Below are 14,775 nucleotides of genomic sequence, written 5' to 3' on the forward strand. Positions count from 1 at the left end.
TCCTAGTGTTTGGGGGCGTCCGCCGGCACCTGCAACTGCGCTTTCCAGCGCTCGACATTACGTTGCAGGACCGCCTCGGACGCACCGGAGATCGGCAATTCTGTCAGTTTTTTTGCCAATTGCCCACGCAACCAGCTGTCATTGCATGCCGAGTTGTGCGACAGGGCCAAGTACAGGCCTGGCCGGTCCACCGGCAGGCCGCGGGCGACCAGGTCATTGTTCATGCCCAGGCTCTGGGCCATGGCCATGCCCGAATAGCGACCAGCGAGTACATAGTCCACCTGGCCAAGCACCAGTTTCTGGAACGCCTGGGTCAGGTTCTGCGCCGGCACCAGCTTCAGCTGGGCCTTGGCAAACGCGGTAAAGGCCGGGGTCAGGCGCGCGCGTTCGGACAAGCTACCCTGGTACTGTGCCAGGTCCGCCGGGCCATCGAAGGTCAGCGTGGCATCGTGGCGTGTCCACACCAGGTATTCGTTGAGTTGAAGGGGTGGGTGGATGTAGTCCAGCGCGGTCAGTTGCTCCACCTGCAGCGGCGTATCGAGCAGCAGGTCCATACGCCCGCTGCGCACTTCCTCCAGGGCCTGGTCGCGACGGCCTGCACTCAGCACCTCCACCTTCACCCCCAGCTCGCCAGCCACCTGGCGCAAAAGGTCGACGTTGGCGCCTATCAGGTGTTTCGGGTCTTTCGGGTCCTGCCACGAATAAGGCGGCGCATCAGGGCTGCCGGTTGCCACCAGGCGCTCGCACTTGCCTGCCGCCATGGCCAGCGGCGAAGCCAACGCCACCATGCATGCCAGCACCCTGCCCGTTCCGCGCAACGTCATCCCTCACTCCTCAACCCATAAAAAAACCCGACCCTCAATGCGAGGGCCGGGTTCTTTATAAGTGAAGCAGGCGGATCAGACCAGCTTTTCCAGCTCCGGAACCGCTTCGAACAGGTCAGCGACCAGGCCGTAGTCGGCCACCTGGAAGATCGGCGCTTCTTCGTCCTTGTTGATCGCAACGATCACTTTGGAGTCTTTCATGCCGGCCAGGTGCTGGATCGCGCCGGAGATACCGACGGCGATGTACAGCTGTGGCGCAACGATCTTGCCGGTCTGGCCGACCTGCATGTCGTTCGGCACGAAGCCGGCGTCGACCGCAGCGCGTGAGGCACCGACAGCAGCACCGAGCTTGTCGGCCAGGCTGTACAGATGCTTGAAGTTGTCACCGTTGCCCATGCCGCGGCCGCCGGAAACGACGATCTTGGCAGCGGTCAGCTCTGGGCGGTCGGACTTGGCCAGCTCTTCACCGACAAAGGCCGAGATACCGGCGTTGTGCGCGGCACTCACCGCTTCAACAGCAGCCGAGCCACCTTCGGCAGCGACTGGGTCGAAGCCGGTGGTACGCACGGTGATGACCTTGATCGAAGCGCTCGATTGCACGGTGGCAATGGCGTTACCGGCATAGATCGGGCGCTTGAAGGTGTCGGCGGACTCGACCGAGATGATCTCGGAGATCTGGTCCACGTCCAGCAGCGCGGCAACGCGCGGCAGGATGTTCTTGCCGTTGGTGGTGGCCGGGGCCAGCACGTGGCTGTAACCCTTGGCCAGCTCGACGATCAGCGGCGCGACGTTTTCCGGCAAGGCGTGGGCGTAGGCGGCGTTATCGGCAACCAGGACCTTGGCCACACCAGCGATCTTGGCAGCGGATTCAGCAACGCCACCGACGTTCTGGCCTGCGACCAGCACGTGCACATCACCACCGATCTTGGCGGCTGCGGCGACAGTGTTCAGGGTGGCCGGGGCAACGGCGCCGGCTTCGTATTCAGCGACAACCAGGATAGTCATTTAGATTACCTTCGCTTCGTTCTTCAGCTTCTCGACCAGTTCGGCCACCGACTTGACCTTGATGCCAGCGCTGCGGGCAGCCGGCGCTTCAACTTTCAGGGTTTTGTTGGTGGAGGCGAGGGAAACGCCCAGCGCGTCTGGAGTAACGGTCTCCAGCGGCTTCTTCTTGGCCTTCATGATGTTCGGCAGCGACGCATAGCGTGGCTCGTTCAGGCGCAGGTCGGTGGTGACGATGGCTGGCAGGTTCAGCGATACGGTCTGCAGGCCGCCATCGATTTCACGGGTGACGTTCAGCTTGTCGCCGGCGACTTCCACCTTGGAGGCGAAGGTGCCCTGGGCGTAGCCGGTCAGCGCAGCCAGCATCTGGCCGGTCTGGTTGTTGTCGCTGTCGATGGCCTGCTTGCCAAGGATGACCAGCTGCGGCTGCTCTTTGTCGACAACGGCTTTCAGCGCCTTGGCCACCGCCAGGGAGTTCAGCTCGTCAGCGGCTTCTACCAGGATGGCACGGTCGGCACCCAGGGCCAGGGCGGTACGCAGTTGCTCCTGGGCAGTGGTCGGGCCGACGGAAACGACGACGATCTCGGTCGCAACGCCTTTTTCCTTCAAGCGTACGGCCTCTTCCACGGCGATTTCGCAGAAGGGGTTCATGGACATCTTGACGTTAGCAAGGTCGACGCCGGAGTTGTCCGCCTTGACGCGAACCTTGACGTTGTAGTCGACCACTCGTTTGACAGCTACAAGAACCTTCATGGATTCCTCGTTACTCTCCGGTGAATAGATAGTCGCCTGGGGCTGAGCCCGGCGATGCGCGTGGGTACAAGGGCACCTCTAAAAACGTACCGGGAGCCAGTATCTTCACTGTGACCGAACAGTCTTGTCCGGACTCTTGCGACAAATACTCACGGGTCATTTTCTGTCGTGGCGTGTAAACTCCACTACAAACCGGCCCAAGGCCGCAAAACCCTGCTCCACACCTGGTCTTTAGAGGTGTACCTGCGCCCGGCTGCAAGCCTACGGCGAACGTAAAACCGCTCGTATCTTGACCGTAACACCCCATCCGGTCAATACGGCAAATCGGTCACCCTCCAGCCGTGTTCCTTTGATTTTACTGGCCTGCGGCAAATTCAAACAAACGTTTGTATTGGACCCGCCAAGTGGTGTAGATATAATGCGCGGCCAAGACAAAACGGTGTAGTCCGTCATTTGCGCAGCTACAGTTTCGCTCCCGTGATGAGCCACTGCGCGCAAACACCCATAAGACAAAGCAACAGCACGAGCCTTGATGAGTAGGAGAGAACCAGTGGAACGCGAATACATGGAATTCGACGTGGTCATCGTCGGCGCCGGCCCGGCAGGCCTGTCCGCCGCCTGCCGCCTGAAGCAGAAGGCCGCCGAAGCCGGTAGCGAAATCAGCGTCTGCGTGGTGGAAAAAGGCTCTGAAGTCGGCGCCCACATCCTCTCCGGCGCGGTGTTCGAACCCCGCGCCCTGAACGAACTCTTCCCCGACTGGAAAGAGCTCGGCGCACCGCTGAACACCGAAGTGAAGCGCGACGACATCTATGTGCTCAAGGATGCCGGCAGCGCCACCAAGGTGCCGGACCTGTTCGTGCCCAAGACCATGCACAACCATGGCAACTACATTATCTCGCTGGGCAACCTGTGCCGCTGGCTGGCCCAGCAGGCAGAGAACCTGGGCGTGGAAATCTACCCGGGCTTCGCCGCCCAGGAAGCGCTGTTCGACGACAACGGCGTGGTCCGCGGCATCGTCACCGGCGACCTGGGTGTCGACCGCGAAGGCAACCCGAAGGAAGGCCTGTACACCCCGGGCATGGAACTGCGTGCCAAGTACACCCTGTTTGCCGAAGGCTGCCGTGGCCACATCGGCAAGCAGCTGATCAAGCGCTTCAACCTCGACAGCGAGTCCGATGTCCAGCATTACGGCATCGGCCTGAAAGAAATCTGGGAGATCGACCCGGCCAAGCACGAGCAGGGGCTGGTGGTGCACACCGCCGGCTGGCCGCTGGACGTGGTAGCCAAGGACAACACCGGTGGCTCGTTCCTCTATCACCTGGAAAACAACCAGGTGGTGGTCGGCCTGATCGTCGACCTGTCCTACGCCAACCCGTACCTGTCGCCGTTCGACGAATTCCAGCGCCTGAAGCACCACCCGGTGATGAAGCAGTACCTCGAAGGCGGCAAGCGCATCAGCTATGGCGCCCGCGCCATCTGCAAAGGCGGCCTGAACTCGCTGCCGAAGATGGTGTTCAACGGTGGCGCATTGATCGGTTGCGACCTGGGCACCCTGAACTTCTCCAAGATCAAGGGCAGCCACACCGCGATGAAATCGGGCATGCTCGCGGCCGAAGCAGTAGCGGACGCACTGATTGCTGGCAGCGAGGGCGGCGATGCGCTGAACACTTACGTTGACGCCTTCAAGGCCAGCTGGCTGCACGAAGAACTGTTCGCCAGCCGTAACTTCGGCCCTGCGCTGCACAAGTTCGGCCCACTGTTTGGTGGTGCATTCAACTACGTCGACCAGAACTGGTTCGGCGGCAAGCTGCCGTTCACCCTGCACGACACCAAGCCGGACTACGCCTGCCTCAAGCTGGCTGCCGACTCGAAAAAGATCGACTACCCGAAACCGGACGGCAAGCTGAGCTTCGACAAGCTCAGCTCGGTATTCCTCTCCAGTACCAACCATGAAGAGGAACAACCCTGCCACCTGAAGCTGACCGACCCGAGTATCCCGATCGCCAGCAACTTGCCGCTGTACGACGAGCCGGCCCAGCGCTACTGCCCGGCGGGCGTGTACGAAGTGGTCACCCAGGAAGACGGCAACAAGCGCTTCCAGATCAACGCGCAGAACTGCGTGCACTGCAAGACCTGCGACATCAAGGACCCGGCCCAGAACATCACCTGGGTCACCCCTGAAGGCGCTGGCGGGCCGAACTACCCGAACATGTAAGGCCTCTGCCCTGGCGGCAACAAAAAGCCCCCGGTTCTCACGAGCCGGGGGCTTTTTGTTACCGCCAAAATCAGGCAGTACGCACTTCCTCGAAGAGCTCTGGATGGCGATCCAGCAGCTTGAGCAGTTTCACCAACGCCACGGGTGGTGTGGTCTTGCCATTTTCATAACGGGAGAACGCGTTGACGCCACCACCGAAAATTTCCCCCGCTTCACGCTGGTCGAGATCGAACTTCCGGCGCATTGAAGCAATGAAGGAAGGATCCACAACAGTTGCGTTGACTTGGCGCTCGAATGCCGTCATCAGGTTACTGACACGCATGGCCTCATCGTGACTAAGTACACATTCACCACATGCGGAACAGTAATCGCCACTTACGTCAGGGATGACGGTTGCCCCTCCTTTATAGCTATAGGGCATGCCTTGAACATCAGGTGCAAGCTCCGCACCGCCGCATATTGGACATCTCATGGTTACAACCCCTTGAAAGACACGATGAGCACGTCGTCTACCACGGACACTTTCAGATAAACGTACCCAATTGCTGTAAGCGGACGATAGACGTCCTGCCAAACCCGATGATCCATATGGCTGGTCATGCTCTTGTAAAAATCAGTGCGCTCCAAACTGGAGATCACTTCAAGCATGCCCGGATAATCCATTCCCAGCGCTTTGGCGCCTCTCAGTGCAGCGCTTGTAGGGCTGATGCGCCTTGCAGCAGCCAAGACTTTTACCCGTTCCAGCGGACAGTGAGGCGTTCTCTTTTCCATGAGAAATTAACCTTCCAGGTTAAATTTGGCCAATAGGTTATTCCAATAACCCCCGCCCGGAAGTCTGCCTCAGCGCCTCGATAGCGTTACCCTCTCATTTGTCACCACACATGATCGGCATCGGCTCTGCCGCAAACGCCAATGGCTCGCGGCGCCCGAAATACAGGGCCGTCAGCAGCCCCACCATACCCATGATCAGACAAAACCCGACACACACCCACGGGCTCCACGGCATCAGCGCGATCAATGCCAGCGGCGTGGTACTGGCCCACAGTGCGTAGGCCACGTTATAGGTGAAGGAAATGCCCGAAACCCGGATCTCGGCGGGGAACAACCCGACCATCACCGACGGCACCACCCCCACCACGCCGCAGGACAGCCCTGCCAGCGCGTAGGCCAGCCAGGTCATGCCCCACTGCCCATTCAGGCTGGCGTACAACGCGCCGATGCCCAGCGGCAGCAGCACGCTGTAAAGCATCAGCGCACGCCAGGCGCCCACGCGGTCAACCAGCAGGCCGGCGAGTACGCAGCCGATATTGAGGAAGACGATGCCCACACTGCTCAGGGCAAAGGTGTGCCCGGCGCTCATGCCGAAGCGCTGCTGCATCACCGTCGGGGTTATCACCACCAGCACCACCACGGCAGAGGTCAACACGCAAGTCAGCAGCGCCGCCGGAATCAGCGCACGGCGGTGCTCGCCCAGTACCCGCCGCAGGGGGAACTTCACCGGCTGTTCCTGACGTGCGCGCAAGGCAAGAAACACCGGTGTTTCGCTCAGCCAGCGACGTAGCCACACGCCAATCACGCCAAACACCCCACCCAACAGGAACGGGTAACGCCAGGCGTAGTCGAGGATCTCCTGCGGTGTGAATACTTGCGCCAGCAAGGTCGCGGTCAGCGCCCCCAGCAGGTAGCCGAAGGTCAGCCCGGCCTGCAGGAAGCCCAAGGCATAACCGCGTCGGCCGGCTGGCGCGTGCTCGGCAACGAAGGTCCAGGCACTCGGCACCTCGCCCCCTACCGCCGCACCCTGGAAGATACGCAGCGCCAGTAGAATCAGCGGCGCGGCATAGCCGATGTCGGCATAGGTCGGCATCACGCCGATCAGCAGGCACGGCAGGGCCATCATCAGGATGCTCAGGCTGAACACACGTTTACGCCCCAGGTGGTCCGCAAAGTGCGCCATCAGGATGCCGCCCAGCGGCCGCGCCAGGTAACCGGTGACGAAGATGCCGAAGCTTTGCAGCAGGCGCAGCCACTCGGGCATTTCGGGCGGGAAGAACAGCTGGCTGAGGGTCAGCGCAAAGAACACGAAAATGATGAAGTCGTAGATTTCCAGCGCGCCACCCAGTGCCGCCAGGCCCAGGGTCCGGTGATCGCCGCGGCTGAACCGGGGCGGGCGAGCGGTATCGATGGCAGTCATGGCAGGGGTCCGCAAATCGGCAAAGGGCAAGAGGATAACAAATAGCTGCCCCGTTGCCCTGCACGCTGCGCCGCTAGCGGTTGAACACCGTGTGCGCGAAGTTGGCCCGCGGCCGTGGCCGCGCCACGGTAGCCGGCATGCTGCCCGGCAGCGGCAACTTGCCGACCACCAGCGGCGCGTCGATGATCGCCATGAATGACTCCAGCGCCTCGTTATCAGGCACCTGCGGGAGGCTCAGGCTGACCGCCTGGCGTTCGGCCTGCGGTACTGAAGGCACTTTCAACTGACTGGAGTGGTAAAGCAGGGCGTGCTGGATCTGCGTGCTGACGCGGCAGAAGCGCGCCAGGTCGACCCCGGCATGATTGGCCAGCTCGATATTGCCCAGCAGCAGATGAAAAGGCTGCAAGGCGCACTGAACAAGGCGCTGGAGCTCCTCGAAGCTCTCCACGGGGGCGATCCGGTAATAGCCCAGGCCATTGAGCAACCGCTCCAGCTGCAGGCGCTGGCACGGGTGTGCGTCGGCGATGAGGATGCGCAGGGTCTTGTTTGCCATGGTGGGACCTGGGCAGTTGGGTAATGGGTACGCTCCATGACCATACTGCGCCAGTACCGGCTACTGCCATGGCCAAGCCTGGCAGCGGTCTTCTTTGATAGAAGTCGGGAAACCCGCATAAATCAAGTGATTGACTGACGGAATTTGCATTTGCCTTTAAGCCGGCCTTCACGATTCCCACTCGCGCATGCGTAGCCGGCAGTGCTTCATCGCATTGACGATGTGTTTCTCCACCATGCTGCGGGATATGCCCAGGTGCTCGGCAATCTGCGGGTGCGACAGGCCATCGAGCTTGCGCAGCAGGAAGCAGTCGCGACACACCTTACTCAGCTCATCCAATGCACGCTGCATCAACGCCAGCCGCTGATCAAGCTGCAAGTCATGGGCCGGCGCCGCCGTGTGCCAGCGCTCGTCGCTATCCAGTACTTCCAGCGGCTCGGCTTGGCGCACCTGGTATCGCCTGTGGCGGTCAACCACCAGATTGAGCGCCGTGCGGTAGAGGAAGGCGCGTGGGTGCTCGATACGCTCGGCGTCGGTGCGCTCCAGCACCCGCAGGTAAGCATCGTGCGCCACATCCTCGGCGGCCTGACGACTGCCCAGGCGTGCGGAGAGGAAACCCACCAGTTCGCGATAGTAATGTTCCACGACGATACCTGAGATGTCCTGCCAGCTTTTGCCAGAAAGCCCTTTCAGGCAGCAATGCAGGACCGAGTGATGTCAACGTGCGATCTTACAAATTATAATTATTCTCAGCAACAAGCGCGGCTGGCCACGTGTTAGCCCGCACCCCTGCTAAATCCCCCGCTACCGCTTTCGTCTATCTGGCACCCGGTCCGCGCCCGCCACTTAATGCGCGTCCCCACACCCCTTGGCTGGATGTCTGCATGAGACCTTTAACCAACACCCGTCGCCGTGCCCTGCTCACTGGCCTGGGCTTGCTCGGCCTAGGCAGCCTGCTGGCCTTGAAGGCCCTGCCCTACGGCGCCCAGCCGTTGAGCACGGTCGCCGTGACCCGCACTGATATCGAGAGCAGCGTTACCGCGCTGGGTACTTTGCAACCGAGACGTTACGTGGATGTTGGCGCCCAGGCCTCCGGCCAGATCCACAAGCTGCACGTTGAAGTTGGCGACACCGTGCGCAAGGGCCAACTGCTGGTCGAGATCGACCCCTCCACCCAGCAAGCGCGTCTGGATGCCGGGCGCTTCTCTATCGACAACCTCAAGGCCCAGTTGGCCGAACAGCGCGCGCAATACCTGCTGGCCCAGCAGCAGCTCAAGCGCCAGCGCGACTTGGCCGCCGCTGGCGCCACCCGCGATGAAGACGTGCAAACCGCCTTCGCGCAGATGAAGGTCACCCAGGCGCGCATCGACATGTTCCTGGCGCAGATCCGCCAGGCCCAGGCCAGCCTGCGAAGCGACGAAGCCGAATTGGGCTACACGCGCATCTACGCCCCCATGGACGGCACGGTGGTGGCGGTTGATGCCCGCGAAGGGCAAACCCTCAACGCCCAGCAGCAAACCCCGTTGATCCTGCGCATCGCCAGGCTCTCGCCGATGACCGTGTGGGCACAGGTGTCGGAGGCCGACATTGGCAAGGTCAAACCAGGCATGACCGCCTATTTCACCACCCTGGCAGGCGGCAAGCGCCGCTGGACCAGCACCGTGCGGCAAGTGCTGCCAATCCCGCCCAAACCACTGGAACAGGCCAGCCAGGGCGGCGGCAGCCCGGCCAGCGTCAGCAATGGCAGTGCCGGCAGCCAGGTTGTGCAATACAGCGTGCTGCTGGATGTCGACAACCCGGACGGCGCGCTGATGGCCGAGATGACCACGCAGGTGTTCTTCGTCGCTGGCAAGGCCAGCCAGGTGCTGACGGTACCGCTGGCTGCGCTGGATGACGGTGACGGCCTGCGCCTGGCGCACGTGCTGACTGGGGACGGCAAGGTGGAACAGCGTCAGGTACGCACCGGGCTCAGTGACCGGCTGCGGGTACAGGTGCTGGACGGCCTCAACGAAGGCGAGCGCCTGGTCATCGGCGCCCCCGCCGTGAGCGGAGGCTGAATGAGCACACCTTTGATCGAGCTGATCGACATCCGCAAGTCCTATGGCGGTGTGGGTACCCCCAAAGTCGATATCCTCCATGGCATCAGCCTCAGCATCCACCCCGGCGAGTTCGTCGCCATCGTCGGAGCCTCAGGCTCGGGCAAGTCGACCTTGATGAACATCCTTGGTTGCCTCGACCGCCCAACCTCTGGCAGCTACCGCTTTGCCGGCAAAGATGTGGCCGAACTGGATAGCGATGAACTGGCCTGGTTGCGCCGCGAAGCATTTGGCTTCGTGTTCCAGGGCTACCACCTGATCCCCTCGGGCTCGGCCCAGGAAAACGTCGAGATGCCGGCCATCTATGCCGGCATTGACGCCAGCGAACGCCACGCCCGCGCCAGCGCCCTGCTCGGCCGTCTGGGCCTGGCCAGCCGCACCGGCAACCGCCCGCACCAGCTGTCCGGCGGGCAGCAGCAAAGGGTTTCGATTGCTCGCGCACTGATGAACGGCGGCCATATCATCCTCGCCGACGAGCCCACCGGCGCCCTCGACAGCCACAGCGGCACCGAGGTGATGGCACTGCTCGACGAACTGGCCAGCCAGGGCCATGTGATCATCCTGATTACCCATGATCGCGAAGTGGCCGCGCGGGCGCAGCGGGTGATCGAGATCCGCGACGGTCTGATCATAGGTGACTCGGCCGGCGAACAGCCGGCGATCGACCAAGGCCAAGGCCTGCAAGCCGAACAGTTGCGCCAGCGCCTGGACCGCGGCGCTACCCTGCGCGGGGCATGGAAGGGTGAACTGCTCGAAGCCCTGCAAGCAGCCTGGCGGGTCATGTGGGTCAACCGCTTCCGCACCGCCCTGACTCTGCTGGGTATCGTCATCGGCGTGGCCTCGGTGGTGGTGATGCTGGCCGTGGGCGAAGGCAGCAAGCGTCAGGTCATGGCTCAGATGGCCGCCTTCGGCTCCAACATCCTCTACCTCAATGGCAAGCCGGCGACGCTTGGCGAGCCTGCCGGCACCATCACCCTTGATGATGTGGCAGCCATTGGCGAACTGCCGCAGGTCAAGCATGTGATGCCGGTGATTGGCGAAAAACTGATGGTGCGCCATGGCAACAACAGTCAGACATTCTACGTAGGCGGCAATAACACCTTTTTCCCGGAGATCTTCAACTGGCCGGCGGCCAAAGGCAGCTTCTACAGCGAAAGCGACGAAGCCAATGCGGCCGCCGTGGCCGTGATCGGCCAGAAAGTGCGGGAGAAAATGCTCGACCCAGGGCGCGATCCGCTGGGGCAGTACATCCTGATCGGCAATGTGCCCTTCCAGGTGATCGGCATCCTGGCTGGCAAAGGCGCAAGCTCCGGCGACCAGGACAGCGATGGGCGCATCGCCGTGCCCTACTCTGCCGCCGCCATCCGCCTGTTCGGCCAGCGCGACCCGGACTACATCGCCGTCGCTGCCCTTGATTCTACCCGGGTCAACCAGGCCGAAGCAGCCATCGACCAGCTGTTGCGCCAACGCCACAATGGCCGCCAGGACTTCGAGCTGACCAATGACGCGGCACTGATCCAGGCCGAAGCACGCACGCAGAACAGCCTGTCGCTGATGCTGGGGGCGATCGCCGCAATCTCGCTGCTGGTAGGCGGCATCGGCGTAATGAACATCATGCTGATGACCGTGCGCGAGCGTACCCGGGAAATCGGTATCCGCATGGCCACCGGCGCGCGACAGCGCGACATTCTGCGCCAGTTCCTCAGCGAGGCGGTAATGCTGTCGATGGTCGGCGGCCTGGCTGGCATCGTACTGGCCCTGGCCATTGGCGGCGGCCTGATGCTGGCCGAGGTGGCAGTAGCCTTTGCCCTGCCAGCCATGCTCGGTGCCTTTGCCTGCGCCGTCGTCACCGGCATCGTGTTCGGCTTCATGCCGGCGCGCAAGGCCGCCCGCCTCGATCCGGTCAAAGCCCTTACCAGCGAATAACCCATGACATTGCCTAGCCGCATCAGCCTGTTGACGTTGTGCCTGCCCCTTTGTGCAACCATTGCCGCCTGCAGCACTCCCCCCACGCCTACCAGTGGAATCGTCGCGCCACCTGCCTGGCAAGGCGATGCCGCAGCGCCTTCGGCCCACCTGCCCGCAGCACAGTGGTGGCACAGCTTCGCCAGTCGCGAGCTGGACCGCCTGGTACAGCACGCCTTGGTCAACGCCCACGATCTGGCTGCTGCCACGGCGCGCGTCCGCCAGGCCCAGGCCCGCGCGCTCATTGCAGGCGCACCCTTGTTGCCAGAACTGCAACTGGACCTGAACGGCAGCCGCCAGCGCCTGCTGCATGGCGAAGGCAATGACCAGTTGGACGTAAGCCGTAACGCGCCCACCAGCACATCGTTCGACGCGCAGCTCAGCGCCCGCTACGAAATCGACTTCTGGGGTGGCCTGCGGGCAACGCGCGACAACGCCCTGCGCAGCCTCGACGCCAGCCGCTTCGACCGCCAGACGGTGGAGCTGACCTTGGTCAGCGCAGTCGCCGACAGTTACCTGCAGGGCCTGGCCCTGGAAGAGCAGCTGCGCATTGCCCGCCTCAACCTGCGCAATGCCCAGGACGTGCTAGGCCTGGTAGAGACGCGCCAGCGTAGCGGCTCCGCCACGCGTCTGGAACTGGCCCAGCAGCGCAGTCTGGTGGCCACCCAGCAACGCCAGCTGCCATTGCTGGAGCAGAAATGGCAAGACAGCCGGGTTACGCTGGCAACCCTGCTCGGCGACCCCGTGCAGTCGCTGCCCGCCAGCCCGGAAGCGATCGATGCGTTGCAATGGCCGACCATTGGCAGCGGTCTACCCAGCGAACTGCTCACACGCCGCCCGGACATTGCCGCAGCAGAAGCGCGGCTGGCTGCAGCCAGCGCCAATGTGCAGGTCGCCCGCGCCGCCATGCTCCCCAAGCTGACCCTAGGGGCCAATCTGGGCGCTGGCGCCAATACCTTTGCCCACTTGTTCGACAGCTCGTACTACACCCTCACCAGCGGCCTGGTCGCGCCGATTTTCAACAACGGCCGACTACGCGCTGCCCGAGAGCTGGCCGAGGCTGAACAGGAAGAATTGCTGGAGGCCTACCGCAGCAGCATCCTGGCGGGCTTTGCCGATGTCGAGAAAGCGCTCAATGCGATCCACGGTGTGGACCAGCAGCGGCAATGGCAGGATGAAGAGGTGCAGCAGGCACGACTGGCATTCGACCTTGCTCAGCAGCGTTACGGCGCGGGGGCCGAGACCTTGTTGAGCGTGCTTGAAACCCAGCGCACATTGTATGTGGCGCAGGACCAGCAGGCGCAACTGCGCCTGGCCCGCCTGCAGGCTAGCGTGGCGTTGTACAAAGCATTGGGTGGGGGGTGGCAGGTCGAACGTTAGTCCGAGTCTTCTTCGGGGGCTGCTGCGCAGCCCAATCGCGACGCATGGCCGCACCCACATTGACCGCGCAAGATTCAAGCCGTGCGCCGACCTGCGGGAGCGGCCTTGTGACGCGATTGGGGCGCAACGCGCCGCCAGTCAGCCCGAACGCTGCGCCACCCTGAGGTTACGCGCATACCAAGGCCGCTTCGGTACTTTGGGCTGCAACTTGTCGAACAGGTCTTCATCACTGTAAATGATGCGCAATGCCAGCTTCATCGTCTCCGGGTCCATCTCCACGCTGCGCCCGGGCCGTAGTCCCGGTACGGTCGAGCAACCGTGGGTGTCCGGCCCCAGCCACGGGTCTGCCACCTCGACCCAACGCCCCGGCGCAAACCACTGCACACCGTTAACCTCCAGCCGCCGCACCTCGCCCGGGTGCAGCCGCTCATGGGCACGGAACCAGTCTTCGATACGGTCGTCGATCCAGCCGTGAAAATGCCAGAACACCGGGTTCACATGAGAAGAAAACGGGTCTCCGAGAAAGTCGTTGTCCGCCGCGAACCAGCGTTCGGCAAAATCGTCCGGGGAGCGCGCCGTCGGCACCGGCATGCCGTTGGAAGGGTCCCGCGGCACCGATGCCCAGCGCATGTGCAACCAGTCGTGCAGGCCCAGTTCCACCTCCGAGCCGAACTGGCCCAGGGTCAGGCTGCTCAAGTAATCCGGGTCGGTGTACCGCGACTCCCAGACCTGGAAATTGCCGTGGAAGGTATCCGGTGACTTGATGTCACGTACCCACTGGGTGTACTCCTCGTCATCACTGGCCAGCCAGGTGGGTGGCAGGGCATTGCCGTCGTGGTTATCGAAGTAGCGGGCAAAGCCTGCACGGTCACGCTCCAGCTCCGGTTGTGGCAGCGGAAAGCGCGGCCAGGAGGGCAGGTCTTGGAGGGCACGGGCGCTGCCAAGCATGTGCCGGTGCATGAAGAAGAAGTCCTCACCCGAACCGTTGCGGTCCTTGTGCCGCCCGCGTGCGTCACGCTCGCGGTCACGCGGCCCCGGTTGCCAGCCAAGGCCACGCAGGGCCTTCTGCTTGCTCTTGTCCAGCTTGTGCCATTTGTCCCGCGAGGAGTGCCACAACTGATGAAAAAGGCGATGCTCCGGCGCAATGAGCCAGGCCAGCAGTCGAGGGTTCAGCGGGGTTCGTTCGCGCGCTTCGGGGAAGGTGCGTTTCAACGCCAGGAAGTGGTTGTCCTCCACCGGCAATGTCAGCGCACGGTCCATGCGCGCAATGTGCCCGTTGAGGGTTGCCGGACCGGCATTGCCGAACCGCCCCCAGACTTCATCGAGCACGATGTGGCATTCATAGCGCGCCTGGGCCGAAAACAGCCGCCAGCGCACGGTGCCCGGCTTGTCCGCCAGCAGGTCGCCGACCACCCGGTAGCGCGGCTCCTCGTCCCCACGCAGGCGCTCTGGAGTGTCCAGGTAACCGCGCAGTGCACGACCGCTGGCTGCCACATCCAGGAACAACTCCAGTTCACCTCCCGGCAGGCCATCCAGCCCCGCATCCTTGCCCTGCAGGGTCCAGCGCCAGATGCCGCGCAGGGTATCGCCCAACTGCTGCAAGGCGGTGTCGGCCAGCTCGACCACGGCCTCGCCAGGGGTTTGCGGAAACGCTTCGGCATCCCGCTGGCGCTGCACATACAACGCACCCAGCGCGCCAGGTACCACCACACCCGTCAATGCCACACCGGCGATGAAACCGCGTCGGGAAATCGTCATTGCTTACCTGTGCATTCATTGCGGCCATGGAGCACGGC

At 62.9% G+C, this 14,775-nt stretch carries 13 protein-coding genes; 4 read left to right on the top strand and 9 right to left on the bottom strand.

Annotation, left to right across the window (positions count from 1 at the left end):
* Positions 1–2 precede the first annotated feature (2 nt).
* From MRBLPB4O_RS19630 to MRBLPB4O_RS19640, 3 genes are all read right to left on the bottom strand, one after another.
* Complete coding sequence (locus tag MRBLPB4O_RS19630) at positions 3–824, bottom strand: transporter substrate-binding domain-containing protein (protein ID WP_341796341.1); 822 nt, start codon at positions 822–824, stop codon at positions 3–5.
* A gap of 75 nt (positions 825–899) precedes the next feature.
* Positions 900–1,829: an FAD-binding protein gene (locus MRBLPB4O_RS19635; protein WP_028613362.1), complete on the bottom strand. Its 930-nt coding sequence runs from the start codon at positions 1,827–1,829 to the stop codon at positions 900–902.
* On the bottom strand, positions 1,830–2,579 hold the full coding sequence (locus tag MRBLPB4O_RS19640) for an electron transfer flavoprotein subunit beta/FixA family protein (RefSeq protein WP_016498683.1): 750 nt from the start codon (positions 2,577–2,579) through the stop codon (positions 1,830–1,832).
* Between the two features lie 532 nt (positions 2,580–3,111).
* Between MRBLPB4O_RS19640 and MRBLPB4O_RS19645 the strand changes: the two genes are divergently transcribed.
* On the top strand, positions 3,112–4,794 hold the full coding sequence (locus tag MRBLPB4O_RS19645; protein WP_080642769.1) for an electron transfer flavoprotein-ubiquinone oxidoreductase: 1,683 nt from the start codon (positions 3,112–3,114) through the stop codon (positions 4,792–4,794).
* A gap of 70 nt (positions 4,795–4,864) precedes the next feature.
* On the opposite strand, the gene MRBLPB4O_RS19650 is transcribed toward MRBLPB4O_RS19645, so the two are convergent.
* The 5 genes from MRBLPB4O_RS19650 to MRBLPB4O_RS19670 form a co-directional block, all read right to left on the bottom strand.
* Positions 4,865–5,266: a type II TA system antitoxin MqsA family protein gene (locus MRBLPB4O_RS19650; RefSeq protein WP_341796342.1), complete on the bottom strand. Its 402-nt coding sequence runs from the start codon at positions 5,264–5,266 to the stop codon at positions 4,865–4,867.
* 2 nt (positions 5,267–5,268) lie between these two features.
* On the bottom strand, positions 5,269–5,565 hold the full coding sequence (locus tag MRBLPB4O_RS19655; RefSeq protein WP_341796343.1) for a type II toxin-antitoxin system MqsR family toxin: 297 nt from the start codon (positions 5,563–5,565) through the stop codon (positions 5,269–5,271).
* Between the two features lie 94 nt (positions 5,566–5,659).
* The gene (locus MRBLPB4O_RS19660; protein WP_341796344.1) at positions 5,660–6,985 is read right to left on the bottom strand and encodes an MFS transporter; all 1,326 of its coding nucleotides are present in this window, start codon (positions 6,983–6,985) and stop codon (positions 5,660–5,662) included.
* Positions 6,986–7,058: 73 nt separating this feature from the next.
* Complete coding sequence (locus MRBLPB4O_RS19665; RefSeq protein ID WP_341796345.1) at positions 7,059–7,538, bottom strand: histidine kinase; 480 nt, start codon at positions 7,536–7,538, stop codon at positions 7,059–7,061.
* Between the two features lie 168 nt (positions 7,539–7,706).
* Positions 7,707–8,183, bottom strand: coding sequence for a sigma-70 family RNA polymerase sigma factor (locus MRBLPB4O_RS19670; protein ID WP_016498679.1), 477 nt, complete (start codon positions 8,181–8,183; stop codon positions 7,707–7,709).
* Positions 8,184–8,422: 239 nt separating this feature from the next.
* On the opposite strand from MRBLPB4O_RS19670, the gene MRBLPB4O_RS19675 reads away from it, so the two are divergent.
* The 3 genes from MRBLPB4O_RS19675 to MRBLPB4O_RS19685 are packed head-to-tail and all read left to right on the top strand — an operon-like array spanning position 8,423 to position 12,979.
* Positions 8,423–9,595: an efflux RND transporter periplasmic adaptor subunit gene (locus MRBLPB4O_RS19675; RefSeq protein WP_341796346.1), complete on the top strand. Its 1,173-nt coding sequence runs from the start codon at positions 8,423–8,425 to the stop codon at positions 9,593–9,595.
* Positions 9,596–11,560, top strand: coding sequence for a MacB family efflux pump subunit (locus MRBLPB4O_RS19680; protein ID WP_341796347.1), 1,965 nt, complete (start codon positions 9,596–9,598; stop codon positions 11,558–11,560). It abuts the gene before it with no gap.
* A gap of 3 nt (positions 11,561–11,563) precedes the next feature.
* Complete coding sequence (locus tag MRBLPB4O_RS19685; protein WP_341796348.1) at positions 11,564–12,979, top strand: efflux transporter outer membrane subunit; 1,416 nt, start codon at positions 11,564–11,566, stop codon at positions 12,977–12,979.
* Between the two features lie 138 nt (positions 12,980–13,117).
* Here the strand turns inward: MRBLPB4O_RS19685 and MRBLPB4O_RS19690 are convergent, their stop codons facing one another.
* Positions 13,118–14,737, bottom strand: coding sequence for a PvdJ/PvdD/PvdP-like protein (locus MRBLPB4O_RS19690; RefSeq protein ID WP_341796349.1), 1,620 nt, complete (start codon positions 14,735–14,737; stop codon positions 13,118–13,120).
* Between the last annotated feature and the right edge of the window lie 38 nt (positions 14,738–14,775).

The organism is Pseudomonas sp. LPB4.O, assembly GCF_038383825.1.
Classification (GTDB): domain Bacteria; phylum Pseudomonadota; class Gammaproteobacteria; order Pseudomonadales; family Pseudomonadaceae; genus Aquipseudomonas; species Aquipseudomonas putida.